The organism is Paenibacillus polysaccharolyticus, from assembly GCF_023714295.1.
Classification (GTDB): domain Bacteria; phylum Bacillota; class Bacilli; order Paenibacillales; family Paenibacillaceae; genus Paenibacillus; species Paenibacillus polysaccharolyticus_A.
On the sequence record NZ_JAMAUN010000003.1, the window covers coordinates 186,979 to 207,374 of the forward strand.

Annotated in this window: 6 protein-coding genes; all 6 read right to left on the reverse strand. The window is 46.3% G+C overall.

Going from position 1 to position 20,396, the window contains the following annotated elements:
- Window positions 1-75: 75 nt before the first annotated feature.
- Genes fabD through M3629_RS11745 form a run of 6 tightly spaced genes read right to left on the reverse strand, consistent with a single transcriptional unit; the run spans window position 76 to window position 20,377 of the window.
- Window positions 76-1,350, reverse strand: a complete 1,275-nt coding sequence (fabD, locus tag M3629_RS11720) for an ACP S-malonyltransferase (RefSeq protein WP_251506220.1) — start codon at window positions 1,348-1,350, stop codon at window positions 76-78.
- Between the two features lie 29 nt (window positions 1,351-1,379).
- Window positions 1,380-2,450, reverse strand: coding sequence for an HAD-IIIC family phosphatase (locus tag M3629_RS11725; RefSeq protein WP_251506223.1), 1,071 nt, complete (start codon window positions 2,448-2,450; stop codon window positions 1,380-1,382).
- 57 nt (window positions 2,451-2,507) lie between these two features.
- Window positions 2,508-2,741, reverse strand: a complete 234-nt coding sequence (locus M3629_RS11730) for an acyl carrier protein (protein WP_251506226.1) — start codon at window positions 2,739-2,741, stop codon at window positions 2,508-2,510.
- Window positions 2,742-2,781: 40 nt separating this feature from the next.
- Entirely contained in the window at window positions 2,782-3,639 is an 858-nt protein-coding gene (locus M3629_RS11735) for a 3-hydroxyacyl-CoA dehydrogenase family protein (RefSeq protein WP_251506588.1), read from the reverse strand.
- A 21-nt stretch (window positions 3,640-3,660) separates the two neighbouring features.
- Window positions 3,661-12,624: an SDR family NAD(P)-dependent oxidoreductase gene (locus M3629_RS11740; protein WP_251506228.1), complete on the reverse strand. Its 8,964-nt coding sequence runs from the start codon at window positions 12,622-12,624 to the stop codon at window positions 3,661-3,663.
- Between the two features lie 4 nt (window positions 12,625-12,628).
- Entirely contained in the window at window positions 12,629-20,377 is a 7,749-nt protein-coding gene (locus M3629_RS11745; protein ID WP_251506230.1) for an SDR family NAD(P)-dependent oxidoreductase, read from the reverse strand.
- Window positions 20,378-20,396 lie beyond the last annotated feature (19 nt).

Genomic DNA, 20,396 nt, shown 5'->3' on the forward strand with positions numbered 1-20,396 from the left:
TATGTACTGCCTGTATTGCTGGATTTATTGGGAAGGACGAACACGCCATAACTCCTTGCGCATTCGTCCGAATAGTTACTTCACTCCAACAGGTTCGTGTACCAGATACTCCGCCAGTTCATAGTGATGGCCCGTATCATCGATAATGTGATTCATCCATTGATTTCTTTCTTTCACAGGTAACTTTTTGGTTTCAAAGATTCCCTTAAGCAATTCCAAAGCTTCAATCATCTGGTCCTTTGACGGCTTATCACCTGAATTTTCAATCTGCTCCTGAATGGTCTGAATTTGTTTGTAACGCTGAACAACACCTTGCTGATATTCTGCTTCATCCCAATTTTGATTCGGCGTTGCCACGGCAATAGCCAGACATTTGGTAACGACTGTTGGAACTCCTTTTTTCTGCTTGGCTTCCGTCTGGAACATGCTGATCAATTTCTGACGTTCAGCTTTTTCGCCAAAACAGAGTGATTGGATATCCGGACAGTTTGTTTTGGTTAACTTGTTTAGTACATTTTTCGGTCCCATTTCAATGGCAAGGTTCATGCCAAATCGTTCGAGATATTGCAAAATGCGTGTCCACTGCACAGGTTTCACCATCTGTTCTGTCAGTAGCTTCGGAATACGATCTACATCTCCATAAGGTTGACCCGTTACATTGGATAACACCGGCCATTTAAATATGTTATATGCATACTTTTCTAATTCCTGACCAAGTTGCTGCGCATCTTCTGCCATGAGAGCACTATGAATCGGTGCGCTGGACATGAGTGGAGTAACCTGGCCATCTGCGTCCAGTACAGCTGCTTCAATCTCCTCCAAGACATATTGATGACCTGATACCGCAGCCTGAGTTGGCGAGTTGTAGCAGGATACTACCGCCACGCCTTGATCACCGCTGTATTGCTGACAGAGCTTGTCCACGGCTGATGCTTCAATACCGTCCATAATGGTCATCGACCCTGTGCCGCGATCAATATGAACCTGCATCATAGCACCGCGCAACTTGGTAATTCGAACTGCATCGGCGAAAGTCATGGCGCCTGAACATACCAACGCCGAGTATTCACCCATACTGTGACCTGCGCAAAACTGAGGACGTATCCCCACTTCTTCCATATACACCCGAAAAGCGGATACATTCGTGGCTAGCAAGGCTGGCTGCATGTTCTCATTCCGATTCAATTCAGACAAGCTTCCTTCGAAACAAAGTTTTGCTAGATCTACACCCGCAACCTCACTTGCTTCCTCAAATGTCTGTTTTGCGATACTGTATTGATCGTAGAAACTCTTGCCCATGCCAACATATTGAGAACCTTGTCCCGGGAATAACAGCGCTATTTTTTCCATGGTATGACCTCCATTAATCGAGTTGTCTATCAATTTTCAATAATGTTCAGTTCCACATATGAAGGGATTTTCTGAATGTAGCTCATATCATGTTCAAAAATTACAAGGTCCTCTTCCTGATGAATTTCCTGAAATCCACCGAATTTATAGGTCAAATACATCATGCGATTACGATCTGTGACTTTGAATTCAGCCCGTATTTTCACCCCGGCCTCTTTGGCCTGCTCCAGAATATAGTTCATAAGAATCGTTCCCACACCTCGCGACATCACTCGGCAGGACATTAGCAACAACTTTACAGTCCAATATTCTTCTTCCATCTCCAGCAAGGCTAGTCCAATCTTTCCGTACTCTCCATACTTGTCTTCCAGGCCCGTAATAAAAAGCTTATGATTGGGAGATTTGCTGAGTTGCTCCAAATCTTCATAGGAATACGTATATCCCGTCGTATTTAACTGATGAGTCCGTACCGTCAGTTCTTCCGCACGCTGCAAATCGTTTCCCTTAAGCGGAGAGATCGTAAATACCATACCTAGCGAAGCTAAAAAGTCATCTTTGGGCCCTGTAAATTCTTCCTCGGCTTTATTTCGGATTTCATCATTTTTGTACATCAGTCGCCGAAGTTTGGAGTCCTCCGTTATAAAACGGGGATTCATGATATCCATGTCGGGAATATCCAAGTAATGGGTTGCATTAATACATCGAACCTCAGGATGTTCGAACTGCACTTCCTCCAGTTCAAACAACTGATCGTCTACAAAGGCCACCGTATTGGAACCGATATTGATCGAAGTAATGATAGATTCAATAGAACTAGACTTGGAGTTCCAATGAATCTGGGGATATAGGAAATACTCATGAAGACCAAATTGCTCCAGTTTGTCCATTGCGGTCTGATAATCATTTTTGCTGGCAATGGACTGGAGCACCCCCCGCTCATCCAGTGTCCGAATTACATCGGTTATCCCCTCTCTCAGTACAACATTCTCATCTTCCAGCAATACGCCTTCCCAGATCGTGTTATCCAGATCCCATACAACAAGCTTCACCTTTTCCTGTTTTTGCTTGTCCAATACCGGACTTACCAACGAATCCCCCATACCTGAATCCCTCCCTGAACTATTTTAGAAGTGGGTCGCACAAAACAAACATCACATCTAGGCCGATTTGCGCTCAATCAACTCATTGATTTTGTTCAATGTCCGGAAATTGTCCAGATCCATATCCTGCGTCTCTATGCGGATGTTGAATTCTTTCTCCAGAAACATCACCATTTGCATCGCAAACAAGGAATTAGCAAACCCCAATTCAAAAATATCTTCATCATCCTGGATTTCACGTTTGCGATAGAAACGGCTTAGAAATGTTTTTACTTTGACTTTGGACTCCATCTTAAGTCACCTCTTATAATTAGTTTAATAAATTACTAGATTAAAAAATGACGTGTTCGAAAAAACCTTGACCACTCTTGGCGCCCAAGAGTCCGGCATCTACCATCTTGCGGAGCAGGGGGCACACTCTGTACTTCGGATCCTGGTACGTTTCATAGAGAACATCCAGCGAATGAACTACCGTATCCAGACCGATGAGATCCGCCGTTCGAAGCGGGCCCATCGTATGCCCAAAACATTTGACGAATATATCATCAACATCTTCTGGTGTAGCCACCTGATCCTGAACGACAAAGGCCGCTTCATTCATCAGTAAGTGAGATACTCGATTGGATACAAAACCAGGTAGATCTTGTACCAAGATGGCTTCTTTACCCATGGTGCGCAGCAACTCTCGGGTCTCCAGAATCGTTCTCTCCGAGGTGTGGTAACCTTGGATGGCTTCCACTACAGGCTTTAACGGTACCGGATTCATAAAATGTACTCCGATTACCTTGTCAGGCCTTTTTGTGACAGCACCCACCTTTGTAATTGAAATGCAGGATGTATTCACCAAATAGATGCAGGACTCTGGACAGTACTGTTCAAGCTGCTCATAAACTTCCTTTTTGATCTGCCATTGCTCAGGCACATTCTCAATAATAAAATCGGCATCCCCAAGTGAATCATAGTGCGTTGTAAACATGACCCTTGAGAGTACAGTATCCGGATCTTCTGCCCCTGCATCTTTGTTATAGAACCCAGAAAATCGAATGTTAGTAAGCAACTCTGTTCTCGCTTGGTCCAGAATCGCATCACTTATGTCAATCAAAATTACGTTGTGCCCGGATTGCGCAAGATTTTGCGCAACCCCCTTGCCCATGACTCCTGCTCCGATAACGCCAATCTTCATTCCCATCATCGCCTCTCCGCTATCTGGCTAGAAATTGAAATGCACTTCTTCATCTTCAGCATCCCCCGTGACTTCCCGGACACGATCAAGTTCGATGTCATATATTAATACATCCGGCTGTTTCGTGATAATTTCGAGAATACTTACATAATCAAGGGCTATTTGCTCTGCCGTTTCTGGCATAAACAAGCTGGTGTTATATTCCAGAATAAACTCGATAACGCCTTCACGCTCAATGGCATCCAGTGCCAGATCAAAACGCGAAATTTCACTGTCATAATCTACCAACGTACCTTTGAAATCCTGAATATCGCCGGCATACATCCCTACGTTCTGTAGGGCAAAATACACATCAAACAGCGGATTTCTGCTTGGATCACGCTTGCTATTCACCAGTTGCACGATCCGGTCGAACTGGCAATCCTGATGCGCAAACGCGGATAATGTCCGCTGTTTCACATCCAGCAGCAATTCCCGGAACGAATCATTCGGCAGAGGTTCATTTCGTAAAACAATCGTATTTACAAACATGCCTATGGTGGCATCAAAGCTGCCTTGCTGACGCCCCGTTACAGGGGAGCCTATGAGAATATCACTCTGATTCGTATACTTGTGGAGCAACACATTTAATGCAGACAGAAGCAACATATACAATGTGGTTCCGGTTTGTGCGCCAATTTGACTGATTCGGGTAGTAAGGGTTTGATCCGTGTAAAAAGTTAATTTGGCTCCATCATAGGTTTTTCGATCAGGTCTTGGATAATCGGTAGGAAGTTGCAACACAGGCAGAGGTTCCTTCAATGTTTCCAACCAGAAGTTCTCTTGTACCTTCATCCGATCCGATTGCAAGTATTTGTTGCTCCATTCAGCATAATCCCGGTATTGGTAAGGGATGTCCGGTAGAGGAGAATCACTGTACAGGGACGTAATCTCCTGCATCATAATATCCATAGACGTTCCGTCAGTAATGAGATGATGTACATCGAACATCAGCAGATGACGGCCATCTTCCAGAGATCCGACCAGCATACGAATCAGCGGGGCTGCTTCCAGATCGAATGGCCGGATAAATTGCCTCACGACTGTTCCTATGGCATCCATCCCCTCAATCACACCTGGCAGTGTTTCAATGATCAATTCTGCATGGTCGTGAATCTTTTGGATCGGCTCTCCCTGCTCCCAGTGAAAAGAAGTTCGGAATGATTCATGACGCTGAATCAGGATGTTCATATGCTCATTCAATGTGATCGGATCGAAATTCCCCTCCATGATTAAAGCTTTATTCAAGTTATAGCTGATATTGTCAGGGTCTTGAGTACAGAGATAAAAAATTCTCTTCTGAGCTGATGAAAGTGCGTAAATGTCCTTCACTTCCGCATGTGGAATGATTGATTGTTCCCGCACCACATCCTCTGATTCTTCCAGCGTCTGCAGATAAGCTCCAAGTCCCCATATCGTCGGATATTGCAGCACATCCGAAGGATTAACCTGTATTCCGCTTTCCCTATAAATATCCGATGCCATCTTGAGCCCAATAATGGAATCCCCGCCATATTCGTAAAAATCATCATACAGGTCAATTTCACTCAGTCCCAGATGAATTGACCAAATTCGGGACAACATCTGTTCCATGACGGTATATTGACCATCGTTACGACCACTGAGTGCGACCTCTTTATTCATGGATGCCTGTTTCATCCTTACTTCAGCGATGATGTTCGCACTTTTCTCCTGAATGTTGCTGTAAACTTCCTCAGACATCATCATGGTCATGTCATCGACATAAGCCATATACTCCGAGTCATAATTAAGTTCTCCAATAATGGATCGTTCCACTTTTCGCTGCAACACTTGGTCGAACGCTCTCAATGCAGATCGTGTCATCACGGACTTGAATACCATGTCATCATTTACGCCAAAATCTTTGGCCATCCCGGTTTCTTTCCATGCCACCCAGTTAATTGTTAACGTTCGTCCCCCTTTGCGATTGCGGTAAGCTGCATAGGCGTCCAGATAACTATTAGCTGCCGAATAATCTCCTTGACCCGGAGAACTGAACAAGGTTGACGTAGTAGAAAACAGAACAAGGAAATCCAGTGGCTCATCCGACGTGGCGCGATCCATATTCCAGGTTCCCTGAACTTTAGGAAGCAGCACTTTGTTAAAGGTTTCTACCGATTTGGAAGCGAGAAACCCTTCCCCGGCTACTCCAGCCCCATGAACAACACCATGAATTCGGCCATATATGCCCCTGATCTTCTCTATGAATTGTGTGACTTGTTCCAAGTCACTGATATCAACGCTATAGCAAGCCAATGTAGAGCCCTTACTCTCAATCAATTGGATCCATCTGATTTTTTCACAAAGGCTATGATTCCTGCCGTCATCTAGAATAGCTTGCCACTTATCACGTTGAGGAAAATCGGATCTGCCTGCAAGAATGATGGTTACGTTGTGCTGGTTAGCGAAATGTTCCGCAAATGCGCGGCCAATACCGCCCATTCCACCCGTAATTACGTAAACCCCCTGTTCCTGAATGGCTACACTGGATAACTCTGCTCGATCCAAATCCATTTTCCTGAATTCTTCCATATAACGTTCGCTGTTACGATAAGCTGTCAGATAGAACGGTTCATCTGCATTCATTCCGTTAATCAGCATGGATATATTCGTATGCTCATCCATATCGATAGCTTTGCATTCCAACTGGGGATGCTCTTGCCCAATAGCTTTGCCTAACCCAAACATAGTTGCATGTTCAGGTGCGAGACGCGACTCTTGCCCATTAATTTCATGAACGCAACGAGATAACAGCACAATACGCATCCGATTACGTAATCCGGCTCCTGCAATGGCTTTCGTGAGATAAAACAAGCTGTGCACCCCTTGAGACAAAACCGTCTCCAATTCGTATGGACTCTCGGGTTCCGCAGATCCATTCAGGGTGAAGGCATGAATAATCTGATCAATTCTATGATTACTCGTAGACTTTAATAAATGAAGATATTGCTCTTCTGAACCGTCCATTTGATAATGAACGGGAGAAATTTTGGCATATGTTTCCCCGAGCGTAACTTCAATGACATGCGTTCCCCGCACGGAAAGCTCACGCGAGAGATCATTGCATAACGAGCTTGCCCCCTTCAGAAGCAAGACCGTTTGCGGATTGGATACTAAACGTTCAGGTTCCGTTCCTTTCACCCAGCCAGTCGTGTAATGCATGGTCGGCTCTTCGGTTGGAACAAAAGAGGGTTGGACTGCAAACCGTTCGGGAACAGATATCCAGCAGCGGGTTCGTTCATATGGATAGGTTGGAAGATGTAGTCGGAATGTCTCCTCCTCTGCATATAGTCTGGACCATTCAATATCAGCACCTTGGATATATAACATGGATATTTCCTCAAGATGCTCCTCCTGAAGACCCTCACTGATACCACCTAATAGCCGTTCTGCCCTTTCGTTTAATTGTTGCAACTTTCGTTCCGTTAATTCGCCAACCTCCGGCTCCTTGTTGTCTGGTATCATACGATGTTCAGATGCATAGGCAACGGGTGGCTTGATTTCATTAAAAGGCACGCCAGCCAGGTCATCCAATCGGGATATGAGGTCTCTTCTGTCGTTGAACGGAATGGCAACACGTAGCTTATAATGCCCTCTGCCTAGAGCAGCTGTAGCACACATACTTAACAAATCCAGCTCGTGACCTCTTTGCAGATAGTCCCTATAAGCAGCAATGAGGCGGATCAACGAGGCTCTGCTTTTCGCGGAAAGAGGCAGAACATACGCTCTCCGTTGGTTGGCTGATACAAAAGTTTGCACAGGTGCCTCTTCCAAAATGACATGACAGTTCGTTCCACTGATGCCAAAAGCGCTGATTCCACATCGCCGCGGCCCTTCCTCCGAATTCCATTCTCGAAGTCGGGTATTTACAAATACTGGCGAATTAGAAAATTCAATCATACGATTAGGTCGGTTAAAAAATAAGGTCGGTGGCAGCTTTTTCTCCCGAAGAGCCATCGTTGCCTTGACCAGACTGATGACGCCGGCTGCCTCTGAAGAATGACCCATGTTTGTTTTAATGGAACTGACTGCACAAAACTGCTTGCGATCTGTATAACTGGATAACGCATCGGAGATACCCTTGATTTCAATCGGATCACCCAGGGTTGTACCGGTACCGTGAGTTTCAATGTAACCAATGGTCTCAGGCTCAACGCCTGCATCCTCCAAAGCCGATATAATGACCTCTGTTTGTGAAGCCGGATTGGGAGCCGTAATGCCGATTGAACTGCCATCCTGATTTACGGCTCCACCCTTAATAACAGCATGTATGGAATCATGATCATCCAGTGCCTGCTGAAGTGATTTTAAAAACACAACAGCAACCCCTTCGCCTATGCCGGCTCCATCCGCATAATCATCAAAAGCTTTGGAGCGATGATCTGTCGATTCAATACCGAGCTTCATATTTTCATCATCTACTGGACACAGATTGATCTTGATTCCACCCGCCAGTGCATAATCACACTGACCACTACGGATTGCTTTGCAAGCCATGTCCACAGAAACAAGGGAGGAAGAACATGCCGTATCAATAACCATATTAGGGCCTTTCAGATCAAGCAGATACGAGATACGGGCAGACATCATCGCTGTCAGATTACCGACCATAGAGCTTGATCCGCTTCCTGGGTCAACTTCATAGAGCAAACGTGCATACAGATCTCGTAAGGTTGCAGCATATCCTAAATAAACGCCTGTTTTACTGCCCTTTAGTCTCGTTCCGCCATATCCGGCATCCTCGATGGCTGTCCAGGCTGCTTCAAGGAACAAACGTTGATTGGGGTCCATCAGGCTGGCCTCTTTGGGTGATAAGCGAAAGAAACCTGCGTCAAATTTATCAATCTCTTCAAGGTACGCGTTCTCGTTATATTTCATCTGTGACTCGTTAGGATTGGTGAAAGCAAAATGTTTATCGATATCTGCTTTCCGGGATTCCGGAAATGATCGAACCAGATCAGTGCCATTCACGAGATGTTGCCACAATTCTTCAGGCGTAGAAGCAAGCGGTACATTAACCGCCATTCCGATAATGGCAATATCGCCATCCCGCTCATTTGCATCCATTCCCCTGGACTTTAACGCAGGAGACGGGCGCTGACCTTGCTCCTTATTTTTCCCGCTTATGAATTTTGCCAAGTGATGTACGTTGGAATATTCAAACAGATCTGTGACATCTATAGCACCCGGAAAGATTCGTTCGATCTCTCCCTGTATTTTCATGAGCAGAATTGAGTCTGCACCAAGCTCAAAAAAGTTGTCGTGAATATCAATTTGATCGAAGCCCAGGATCTTTCTGCAACATTCAGCCACACGTTTTTCAGTATCACTAAATTCGTGATGGAGACTGCCTATCAGGTTTACTTCTCCCCCTGAATTAACAGCTGCCGTTTGTGCTTTGGCTGCTTTTTCCTGTTTCTTTTTCTCTTTGTATACCTCAAGTTGCGCGACAAGATCGGATGAGAGTAATACCCCTGACTTTTCTAGCAGGTAAACCCCACCATTCTCATAATTGAGATAACCGACCAGCGCTCTAGGTATATTGCGGGAGAGAATTTGCTGCAGGCCTTCAATAGCCAACCGAGTTGGAAGGGTCTTGAAAATGGTATCGATTGTAAATCCACCTTCAAGGGCCATACCTGTTTCCTTCCACGTCGTCCAATTGATGACATGAGTCCTTTTGCCAAGTTTATTACGATATTCCCCATATGCATCCAAGTAGGCATTTGCCGCTGTGTAATCTCCTTGAACAGCTCCACTAAACATAGTTGCCACCGAGGAGAACAGAATAAAAAAGTCCAGTTTATCCGATGAAGTTAGTTCATCCAGAATGCGTGTCCCCAGCACTTTAGGATCAAAGATGCCTTTAAACTGCGATTCTGAGCGATTTATCAGCAGATCGGATCTGCCAATTCCTGCCCCGTGAATCACGCCTCTGATTTTTCCATGTTGTCTGCGGAGTTCATCCACAATAGGCTGAATCTCACCTTTTTTGGAAATGTCAGCGCTATATATTTCAATGGTAGAACCCATGCTCTCGATATCGAGTATGCTTTGAATTTTCCGGCATAACGCCCGATCCTCATCTGCTTGCAAGAGATCTTCCCATGTATTTCGAGGAGGAAGGGCTGAACGGTTGATCCATGCCAGATGTACGTTGGCTCTGCCGGCCAGATATTTGGAAACTTCAATTCCGATGCCCCCCGCACCCCCGGAAATGAGATATACTCCATCGGAATGAAGCGCCGGATTTTGCTCCATGTCAGATTCTAAATCAGGAGCGGTACCAATGGGACCAAAGGATTGGACATATGTTTTTCCATCTCGGATAGCCGTCAGGAAATGCTCCGTTCTTCGAAGTACATACTTCACATTGTCCATGTTCCAAGCCATGTCTTCCAAATCCATAACCCGGCACTGCAAGTTCAAATGCTCTTTGCGTATAACCTTCGCAAGCCCCTCCAGGGTAGCTAGTTCAGGTCTGAGCACCTGCTCTTTTCCAGTCACATGATGAACATCTCTGGTTAAAATAACCAGATCTACGTCATGCTCGGTGCCATGTCTGTTTAAGGCACGTACAAGATAAAACAGACTGTAGACACCACGTTGCTGTGTTTCATTCAGCTCTTCCAACCCTTGAATCCCAGTGTGTTTAATAAAAGACGGTTCAAAAATCACCTGGGACCATGAGCCTTCACCCAAGGCATTTACCAAAGCATCAAACTGATCCTCTTCCGAACCAATATAGAACTTGAATGGCTCATTATGCTCAAAACATTCTCCGGGATGCACCAGAATTACGTTCTTGCCCATTTCCTGCAAATAATGCGCAAGATCGGCTCCTTCATTATGTTCACCCGTAAAAAGTACGATCCTGTCACCTGAACAGAGTTCGTTTGCATCCGTATCCTCTTCTATCTCGCGCCAAGAGAAGGCGTACAGTCCTTCTTCTTGATGAACGCTCTCCTTGTTACTTACATGTCCCATGTCAATCCAGCATTTTTGCAAATCAAAAGGGTACCCTGGGAGAGGAACTGTATAGGTCGACTGTCCCTCATATATGTGCCGCCAATCTACCGCTGCGCCCTGCACGTATAACGTGCAAATTCGCTCCAGATTAAATACGGACTCGTGTATTCGAGTCAGCTCCTGTTTGACCTCTTCGTTCAAAGCACGAACACTTTTTTGTGTAATATCATGGGGACCGGAAATAGTCCGATTGTCATTGATCAGTCGGTGCTCTCCGTATTGCAACCAAGGTGCGGTGAAGGAATGAACATCTCCAGATGAGACCTGTTTCAATTTTTGAATCAAATCGTTCATGTCTTCTGCCAGAATGACCAATCGATGCGCATAATGTCCGCGGCAAGCATTGGCTGTTCGACATACATCCATGAGCGAATATTTGTGTTGCAGCGCAGCAAGTGCATCCAGATGTTGCTGGATTAGCGTTTGAACCCCCTGATCCGATCCTGCCGAAATCGTGAAAGGATGAAGATTGGCTTTCACCACGCTGCTACTGTTAACCCCCGCTTGCGCAGGGGCTTCTTCAAGCACCAGATGGCAGTTTGTACCGCTTAGACCAAACGTGCTGATTCCGCATCTGCGGGGGGTTTCCCCTTGCTCCCAATCTCTTAATCTCGTATTGACATATACTGGTGAGTTACCAAAGTCAATATTCAGATTAGGACGATTAAAATGAAGGGATGGAGGAATCTTTTGATGATAAAGAGACAGAAGGCCCTTGATCAGACTAGCCATGCCTGCTGTTTCATACAGATGTCCCACATTAGTTTTGACAGAACCGATCGCACAAAATTGCTTTTTACTGGTATGCTTTCGAAATGCACGTTCCAGACCTTGAATCTCAATAGGGTCCCCCAGATTGGTTCCCGTGCCGTGCGTTTCGATGTAAGCCAGAGATTCCGGATGAATGCCCGCACGTCTCCATGCCTCTTCAATCACTTCCGATTGAGCTACCGGATTCGGTGCTGTTATCCCCATGGATGTCCCATCCTGGTTAAGAGCAATGCCTTTGATGACACCATAGATATGGTCCCCGTCTTTCTGAGCTTGACGGAGCGGCTTCAGAATAACAGCTGCTACACCTTCCCCCATGCCAGATCCATCCGCTTCGGTATCAAATGCTCTTGTTCGATAATCCGTAGATTCTATACCAATCTTTAGAAAGTCGTTGTCTACTGGCAAAATATCCAGCTTCACCCCTCCGGCAATCGCCATGGAACAATCCCCGTTCATCAGCGATTTGCAAGCTAGATACACGGAGACGAGTGAAGATGAACAGGCTGTGTCCACTACCATGGTTGGCCCCTTCAGATTAAGCAGATACGAGATGCGGGTAGGAAGCATGGACGCAATATTGCCTGTCATCGCAATGGATAATTCCTCCGGATGGACATCCTTGATCATTTCCTTGTAATTGTTGCTGTTCGCAAATCCAGTAAAAATGCCGGTGTTACTTCCTACAAGCCGTTGTCCACCATAACCAGCGTCCTCAATAGCGTGCCAAGCGGTTTGCAAAAACAAGCGATGACAAGGATCCATCAAGCTGGCTTCTTTAGGTGAGAGACGGAAGAACTTATAATCAAATTGATCGACGTCATCCAAAAATGCACCATCCAGATATTGAAGAAATTCTTCCGAGTAACCACTTAGTCTAAGGTAGTCATCCGTAACCGCTTTACGGTCAAGGGGATAATTGCCAATGCAATCAATCCCTTGCTCAACAATGTGCCAGTATTCCTCCGGGCCGTTCGCATGTGGAAACTTCAGGCTCATGCCGATAACCGCAATGTCCTCCTGAAGATTGGCTTCTTCCTGCTTCAACAAATTGATGACCTGGATGCCGGTCACTTTGTCAATTTTGCCGGAGGCTATGTTTTCAACTACATGTTTGTAGACTTTTTCCACAGGCTCACTCCCCTGGCCGTATTTCATCCAATCGAAGAAGAATGTCTTCGACAGATACTTCACCATCCTGCAACTTGTCCAGCATATTGCTTAACGCATCATTCAAACTTCCAGTCTGCTCCTGTGAAGCGAATCCGGTTGATGGAGCAGGCATGCCTTGCTCGTCACTGCCTGTGATATATTTGCTGAGTTTGTCCACAGTCGTGTATTCGAACAAGTCTACCAATTTGAATTTGCCTGGAAAGTGACGCTCCAATAATTCATGCATCTGACCTAACATGATTGAATCTCCACCTAATTCAAAAAAGCTGTCATGAATGTTGATTTCGCTAAATCCCAGAACCGAACCAAATATTTGGGCAATCAAATCCTCTACATCGCCAGATACTCCCTCACCTGTTCTACCGTCCAAAATAACTTCTGCATAACTTGAGGGTGCCTGTTCCTGTATAGTTGAGGGCTTCACCCTAGTATTCAAGGACATCAGTTCGTCAGACAGTCTAATAGGAACGCTCGACATCATGCCCAGCATCTCGCTGTCCCGATTGATCTCTCCGACAATGACCCGACTCATACTCGTACCAAGCGCGCGGTCAAGCCAATGGATGCCTTGTTCCGTAGGAATAGCCGAGAAAACACCATCTACATTGATCCCGTAACGAACTCCCATTCCGGTATCCCGCCATGTGTTCCAATTAACCGTCATTGTTCGTTTCCCCAGCTTGCTTCGGTAAGTGGCGAAGGAATCAAGATATGCATTGGCAGCTGCATAGTCTCCCTGCCCAGGAGCAGCAAATACGGTAGAAATCGTAGAAAACAGCAGGAAAAAGTCTAAGTCATCCTCAAGAGTAACTTGATCAAGCGCCCACGTTCCCTTTACTTTAGGATTGAACACAGCCGAGAACTGCTCTTCTGTTTTGCGCATTAGCGTCCCTTCACCAGGAACCCCGGCACTGTGAATTACACCGCGAATCGGACCACAAGTTTGTCGAATTTCTTCAAACACGATGCTTAATCTATCCTTGTTACTGATATCCAGTTGATAAATAGAACATGTCGTGCCCTTCTTCTCCATCTCTATCATCCGGCCTAGAGAGTTACACACTTCTGCGTCACGATCCTGGTTATCTTCGATGTATCCAAGCCACTGTTCACGAGGTGGATATGAGGTTCGTGCAAGCAACACTACATGTCCAGCTCCCTTGTCAGCCAGATACTGAGCGGCTTCCAGTCCAATGCCTTTTGTTCCTCCAGTGACAACATACGCACCTTCAGCTTTGATATCTGGCGAACGGCTAATTAACGTATCGTTGTCGAGGGTCTCAAACTGCTCTTCATAGCGATTTCCATCTCGATAAGCTACGAGATACAACCTTGTTTGATGACCGATTTCCTGCAATACTTGTCCAGCCGAGACTGCATCATCAATATCCACAAAGGAACAGTGAATGCCCATCAATTCTTGTGCGACCACTTTCCCCATCCCCATAAAGGGAGCCTGATGCGGCTGTATAATACGTTCGTTGCCAGTCACTTCATTCACATATTCGGATATGAGGGTAAGACTTAGCCCCCGTTCATAACCTACATGGGCAAGCGCCTGGGTCAGATACATCAAGCTGCGCGCACCAAGCTGTTGCGTGTTTTCCAACTGTTCAGCACTCTCCGGGATCAGCTCCTGTCCTGTCGTGCCCATATGGATAATATGTGTGAAGCGATACTCGGCCTGGAGACGAGTTAATAACTGTTCATATGCCTGTTTGCTGGAATCAAGATAATAAAGTCCATCATCTGAATTCAAATTCCGCTGATGACCTGTCTCAACTTGAACAACCCTGCGTCCTGCAGCAGTCAAGCTCTCATAGATGGATAACGATAAGGCTGATTTTCCCGTAAACAGGAGTACATCTCCAGTACCCGTGGACATCCAGGACGTCCCGGAATCCGAGGGAGCATGCATCCACCGAATGACATGAAAAGGCTGCTCACTGGTTTTGACGCTCACTCTAGATACCTCAGGAATATCCAGCCAGTGCATTCTGCGCTCAAACGCATACACAGGAAGTCTTACTTTACGAGGCTCATATGCGCCTTTATCTACCATCTGTGGCAGATCTGCACCTGAAGCATACAGCTCACAAATTTGAATCTGCTTAGAGTGATCACTACACTGGCTGGCTATCCAAGACGTAACTGCCTGTTCAAGCTCCGCACTCATGCTGTCCTTCTGGGAGAAAGTTAGATCTTCTTGACGCCTCACTCCATCCGTACCTGATACCAGTCGATGTTCGCCATAATGATAAAAGGCTGTTCTTTCTGCATCAGATGTTTCCCAAAAATTAATCTGCATCAGCTCATTCAGGCGGGAGACAAGCTCTGCGACAGTATCTACCGCAAAGACCAGTCGGTGCGGGTAATGACTGCGACCTGACTGTACCGTGTAACATATATCGCGCAGATCCATTTCCAATAACTCTGGACCAAATGCACTGTATCGGGAGATAAGCTGTTTCAAGCTCTCAAGCGATTTGGCAGAGAGCATGAACAATTCGGTTCGACGGCTCTCATCCTGATCAGCCAAAGTCTCATTCACATATTCTGACGGCGGCTCTTCCAGTACAATATGTGCATTGGTTCCACTCATGCCAAACGCACTGACGCCTGCCCGCCGTGGATGACCCTGCACCTCCCACTTACGGGTCACCGTATTGACATAGATCGCAGAATCATGGAACGGAATATCTTCGTTCGGTCGATTAAAGTGAATGGTTGCGGGCAATTCCCTATTTTTCAGTGCAAGGGCCGTTTTAATCAAACCAATGATTCCGGCCGCCTCCAGCAAATGGCCCATATTGGTTTTTACCGATCCAATCGCACAAAAATTACGTTTATCCGTAAATGCGCGAAACGCACGGGTTAAGCTGTTTACTTCGATTGGATCTCCAAGAGGTGTGCCCGTCCCGTGAGCCTCAACATAACCGATCGTTCCCGGGTCTATCCCTGCATCGTTCCACGCCTTGCGAATGACCTCTTCCTGAGCTGCCGGATTCGGCGCTGTCATGCCGGCAGAACTGCCGTCTTGATTCGATGCTGAACCTTTGATAACGGCATAGATGTGATCGCCGTCCTGCTTGGCTTTTTCAAGTGGTTTGAGCAGGACTACACCGATGCCTTCGCCAAACCCGGTTCCTTCCGATTCTTCATCAAATGCGCGGGTAATTCCGTCCATCGATTCCATACCAATCCCCATTCGTGTATGGGTATGGTGAATTGGCATCGTATGGATTTTAATTCCTCCGGCAATAGCCATTTCACAGTTCCCGCTACGAATGGATTGACAAGCGGCATCCACAGCAACAAGTGAAGATGAGCATGCCGTGTCCACGACCATGGAGGGCCCTTTTAAATCGAGCATGTAGGACACTCTGCCTGAGGTTACTGCAGCGGTATTGCCCACCATGGCACTGGAAAGCAAGCTTGGATTCGTCTCATAAATAAGACGAGAATACATATCACGTATATTTGGCGAATACCCGACAAATACGCCCGTGTGACTCCCACTGATATCCTTCAGGCACCCCGCATCCTCAACAGCTTCCCAGCAAGCTTGCAAGAAAAGACGTTGATGAGGGTCCATCAGGCTCGCTTCCTTGGGTGATAACCGGAAAAATGTATGGTCAAACTTATCAATCTCATCAATATAAGAGCCTTCCACCAGAGCAATGCTGCCCTCCGGAAACTGCTTGAATCGAATATAACGCTCAATGGCTTCCTTGCGTTCTGCTGACAAATCCGTTCTGCAATCCACGCCGTTACGAATGTTCTCCCAAAAATCATCTACGGTGTTGGCATTGGGCAATTTGACGGAGATTCCAATAATCGCAATATCATGCTCGGTGGTCTTACCAGGTTCAAATTCGGTTGTGCCATAATCATTTTTGCGGTTGCTCACCAGAAAACGAGCCAACTTATAGACTGTTGCGTGCTCGAACAGATCTGTAATGACAAGCGAACCGGGATCAAGCAGCTCCAGTCGCGCATGCATCGTTTTTAACAAGAGAGAATCTGCGCCCAGCTCAAAGAAATTTTCATGAATATTAATTTCTTCAAAACCGAGGACTTGTCTGCATACATCAGCAACACGCCGCTCTGCTTCTGTGTAGTCTTCCTGTTCTTTTCCCGTTAGAATGACCTGACCTGATCCATGATGCGAGAATGATGAAGCAGAAGAATGATCTAATCTAGATTTGGTCATGCTTTTTATTTGCTTCACCCGTTCAAGCAACTGTGGATCAACACGTACACCTGAACGCTCCAACAGGGGTACTCCGCCACCATCGATATTCAGCTCGCCTATAATCACGCGGTTTGCTCTGCAAGTTGTAACATCTGCAAGAGCTTGAATGGCCTGATCAGGCATTATGGCCTTAAAAATCGTATCCGCCGTAAATCCAGAACGCGCCGCCATGCCTCTCTCTTTCCAAGTTGTCCAGTTAATGGCGAGTGTATGGGATCCCTCTTTGCTTCGCTGCGCAGCAAACGTATCCAGGTATGCGTTAGCTGCAACATAGTCTCCCATAGTCAATGCACTGAACGTGGTAGCCACAGAAGAACAGAGCAACATAAAGTCAGGCTGATCTTCCCGAGTAAGACGATCCAACAACCATGTCCCTCTAATTTTGGGAGCAAGGGTTTGTCTGACTTCTTCTTCTGTCTTTACATCTGTAACCTGACTACTGCCGGCTCCCGCACAGTGTACGATACCTCGCACAGGACCATAGATTTCTCTAATCGTTTGCAACGTTTCTGCCAGACGCATATCATCTGATACGTCTACGCTAAAATACGATACCTTTGCGCCAAGACTCTCTATTGCTTTAATTTCACCGATGATGTCTTGAACAGCGGTTTGTTCGTTCCCATTGTTCTGAAGCAACTCCCAATGCTCTCTGGCTGGCAATTCAGTTCGCCCAAGCAGGGCTAATTGCACCTTGGCTTGACCAGCCATCCATCTGCCGATCTCCGAGCCTATGCCTCCTGCTCCGCCAGTGATGATATAACATCCATCCTCTTTTAGTTGCCACGTCATGCTTTCCTGCTGCTCGCCATCCCAGTCTTCCAACTGCTCAACATAGCGCTCCCCGTTGCGGTAGGCTGCATTTTCACCGAAGTTCTCTGACTTGTCTACGAATTCGGGAATGGAGCTCAAAAGAGTATGTTCATCCCTATCAATACTTTGACATTGAATATGCGAGTATTCTTTTCCGATCACCTTCGCCCAACCGGCTAAGGCAGCATGTTCGGGATAGAGCTCACCTTCATCTCCTGTCACTTGATACGCATTGATTGTGGCTATTGAAATCTGAATCCGAGTGGAGCTGTCCCTATGTACAAGGGACTTAACCAGTCTATACAGACTTAGGGGGCCTTGCAGTTCAGCTTGTGCAAGCTCTTCCAGTTGCTGAGTCTGCAATTTAGGAACCGCATGTAACAAATGAATAATCCGAGCAGTCTTGCAAGTCGAAAGAGCCGCCGCCAGTTGATCGTATACCTCTTCTGACGCGAGATCCATTGATCCCGGAATACCTTCCATCACTGCCTTGTCTCCGTCTACTGTTACGGACACCAGCTTGTGCCCCTGATTGCGCAATGCCACTTCCAGTTGCTCGCCTTCCACATCATGATCTTTTCGCAGTACCAGAACGATTTCTTCTTCGACTGCCTGCTCATGCCGACCAGACGTAAGCTGTCTATCAGATGCCGTCTTGACCCAACGAGTCCGATACATACTTGGATTGGAAGCAGCCGTTTGATATGAGTTACTGTACGATTTCCAGTCCAGCCAGCATACGTTAGGTTCAAACTTGTAAGACGGGAGAGGTATTTTGCTCACAGACTGTTCTCTGTATAATTCCTCCCAGTTCACCTCGGCTCCCTTCACATACAAATCACTGACGGTTTCCAGCAAAACCGTTAAGGGATGCAAGCTCCTTTCAGTGAGCCAACGTTCGACCTCTTGCCCCAATCGTTTGACTTCCTGTTCTGTAATTTCGCCTTCATCTCGTTTGAACTCAAGTGCACCAGCTGACGTAATCCGATGAACCCCTGAATGGATACCGTATACTTCAAACCCAGTCACGCTTTTTTCCAGCACAAGATATAATTTATTTTTCAAATCCTCGTAATTACTGTAGATTATTGCCAGCCGATGAGTGTAGTGCCCCCTTCCTGTATTAGCTGAATAGGATAGATCAGCCAATGAAATCGTTGGATTGGAGGCAAGCAAATTTTGATAGGCTTGCACCTGCTTTTGCAAGCTTGGTTGACTCTTGGCCGAAATTGTCAGTATCTGATGATCCGGGTATGAGACCGTTTTGCTTTTGATTTGATGCGGAGCCTCTTCTATGACAATGTGACTATTCGTACCACTCAGCCCGAATGCACTTACACCACATCTTCTAGGTGCTCCATCTGCATGCCATGTTCTAGACCGTGTATTCAAATATACAGGCGAGTCCTCAAAGTTAATTTTGGAATTCTGACGTTGAAAATGTAGCGTAGGTGGCATTACACCTTCTCGCATGGCCATAATAACCTTGAATAACGAAGCCATTCCGGCTACACAATCCAAATGCCCAACATTGGTCTTTACCGAGCCAATGGCGCAGAATTGCTTTTTGTTCGTGAATTTCTGAAAGGCCCTGCGTAAAGCTTCGAACTCAATAGGGTCCCCCATATCTGTTCCCGTACCGTGTGTTTCAATATAACCCAGCGTCTCCGGATGAATGCCGGCATTTTTCCACGCCTTCACCAGCAGTTCCGCCTGAGATGCCGTATTCGGTGCGGTAATACCCACAGACGTTCCATCCTGATTCACCGCACTGCCTTTAATTACGGCATAGATGTGGTCCCGATCTCTGATTGCTTTGTTCAAAGGTTTGAGCACGATAGCCGCAGCACCTTCTCCCCAAACCGTCCCATCCGAATCTGCATCAAATGCCTTCACTTTACCGTCGGGGGCCTCTACACCAAGCTTGTTACCCTCATCCAGTGGAAAAAGACGTATCTTCACACCGCCGGCAACCGCCAGATCACAATCGCCGTTTCGAATCGCTTGTGATGCCAGATGTATGGCGACAAGAGACGATGAACATGCCGTATCAAGACAAAGACTAGGCCCCTTCAGGTCGAGCAGGTAGGATATCCGGCTAGCCAGAATGGAGGCCAAATTACCAGGAACTGCACTGGGATCTGCCTGAGGGTCAAGATCGGTAATTAATCTTTTGTAGTCATAGACCTCATCGTTACGAAATCCAACATACACCCCGGTGTTGCTTCCTTTAAGCCTGCCGCCTCCATATCCGGAATCCTCGATGGCATGCCATGCCGTTTCAAGAAATAATCGTTGATTGGGGTCCATTAGGGATGCCTCACGCGGAGACATATTAAAAAAACGATAATCGAATCGATCAATATGGTTCAGGAATCCGGCTTGGGTATAAGCCACCGTTTCCCCGCGTGTTTTCATAAAATAATCCGTAAAAGACTGACGTTCCGCAGGGAAATCGCCAATACTATCCACACCGTTCAGCAGATTGCTCCAATATGTCTCTAGCTCCTCCGCACCCGGGAATCTGCCGGACATCCCAATGATGGCAATGTCCTTTGTCGAAACATTTTCGATATCGACCGATTCCGTTCCATCTTCCAGGAGATCATCCAGTTTAATGCTTCCCATTAATCCTTTTTTCATTTTGTTCTCCTTTACCGTC

Coding starts and splice junctions, on each gene's coding strand:
- fabD (WP_251506220.1), bottom strand. CDS start 1,350: ATGGAAAAAATAGCGCTGTTATTCCCGGGACAAGGTTCTCAATATGTT.
- M3629_RS11730 (WP_251506226.1), bottom strand. CDS start 2,741: ATGGAGTCCAAAGTCAAAGTAAAAACATTTCTAAGCCGTTTCTATCGC.
- M3629_RS11745 (WP_251506230.1), bottom strand. CDS start 20,377: ATGAAAAAAGGATTAATGGGAAGCATTAAACTGGATGATCTCCTGGAA.
- M3629_RS11725 (WP_251506223.1), bottom strand. CDS start 2,450: ATGGGGGATTCGTTGGTAAGTCCGGTATTGGACAAGCAAAAACAGGAA.
- M3629_RS11735 (WP_251506588.1), bottom strand. CDS start 3,639: ATGGGAATGAAGATTGGCGTTATCGGAGCAGGAGTCATGGGCAAGGGG.